Raw genomic sequence first — 1,347 nt, 5'->3', positions numbered from 1 at the left:
CATCATCATGGGCGATTTCAACCCGCCGGACGAATCGAACTGGACATTCAAGCGCGAGGTCGAGGAACCCGAGAACTGGCCCGGCTACAAGTTTTTCGCCCAGCCATCCGGCCTGTCGCCGCAGGGCGAGAACCGGCGAGGCAAGACGCGCAAGGACTACGAGGAAGAGGAAGCGAGCTTTGGCGGCCCGAAAGCGGCCGACGCGCGCCGCAACGTGCATGGCGAGTATGCGGCCAAGAAGGTCGGCACCGTGGTCTACGACCATTTTGCCCTGCACAAGCATCGCTCGGATTCGAAGCTCGAACCGGTGCGCAACCTGCCGTTCTACATGGGCTTCGACGCCGGCGGCCGGCCGGCCTGTGCGATCGGCCAGTTCATGCCGACGGGCCAGTTTCGGGCGCTCCGCGAGATCATTTCCGATCCGGCCATCATCACGGGGCCACGCCGGCACGCCGAAGCGGTGATGGAAGTTCTGTTGCGCGATTTCGCCGGCATGCGGTGCGGGGGCGCCTGGGGCGATCCTTCGGCCTGGGACGGCGCCGACAAGCAGCGCGGCGAGCTGGCGCACATGGAAACCGTGTCGCTGGCGCTGCAAATCCCGATCTATCCGACCGAAACCAACGACTTCAAGTCGCGCTTCGAGGCGGTCGATTTCTATCTCAACGGTGACATCGAGGCCAACACGCCGCGCTCGATATGGTGCCCGACGCTCAAAAATACGATCCGGGGCTTCGTCTCGCAGTATCACCTGACCAAGAATTCGAGCGAGGCCAAGACCGAAAGCGTCGAGATCGACAAGAACGAGTATTCGCACATTCAGGACGCCTGGCAGTACCTGCTCTATGGCTATCGCGGCCGCGCCAGGGTCAAGACCGACGCCGCTCAGATGGGCAGGCCTGCCAACGTCGTGCCGCTGCGCTCCATCACGGCCAAAACCGATTTCGATGTCTTCAGCCGTTGAATGGCGCCTGGTCTCGCCCGCCTCCCGTGCGGCCACGCTGTCCCTCGCAGGCGCAGGTGCGCGTGTGAGGCGGCTGGTGCTGGCGCAGGTGCGCAGCTCGCTGGTCGAGACTGTCGGGATCTATCGCGGGGAACAGTGCCTGGCTGTCGTCTACTTCGGGCGGCATGGCTGGCGGCGCCGCGAAATGGCGCTGTCGATCGCGCCAGAAGCCGCGCCGCACATGCGCAAGCTGGTCCGCATCGCGCAATTGACGCTTTTTGCCATGGCCGAAACTCACCTCATCGTCGCCAACGTCCATCCGGCCAACCTCGCCGGCCAGCGCATGGCGGCGCTGGCCGGCGAGGTTGGCCGGATGGACGTTGGCGACGATGAGGTGAGTTTCGGCC

At 64.7% G+C, this 1,347-nt stretch carries 2 protein-coding genes; both read left to right on the top strand.

The features are described 5' to 3' along the window. Window positions 1-961, top strand: a 961-nt coding sequence (locus EOA36_RS37595) for a hypothetical protein (protein WP_189553546.1), incomplete at its 5' end; no start/stop codon positions are given. Beyond that, window positions 945-1,347, top strand: a 403-nt coding sequence (locus EOA36_RS35565) for a hypothetical protein (protein WP_145969519.1), incomplete at its 3' end; no start/stop codon positions are given. The genes EOA36_RS37595 and EOA36_RS35565, both read left to right, overlap by 17 nt.

Origin of the sequence: Mesorhizobium sp. M8A.F.Ca.ET.021.01.1.1 (assembly GCF_003998025.1) — a bacterium.
In the GTDB taxonomy this organism is placed as follows: Bacteria; Pseudomonadota; Alphaproteobacteria; order Rhizobiales; family Rhizobiaceae; genus Mesorhizobium.
Note: the sequence above shows the minus strand (reverse complement) of the source record. Positions and strands in the feature narration are given on the sequence as shown.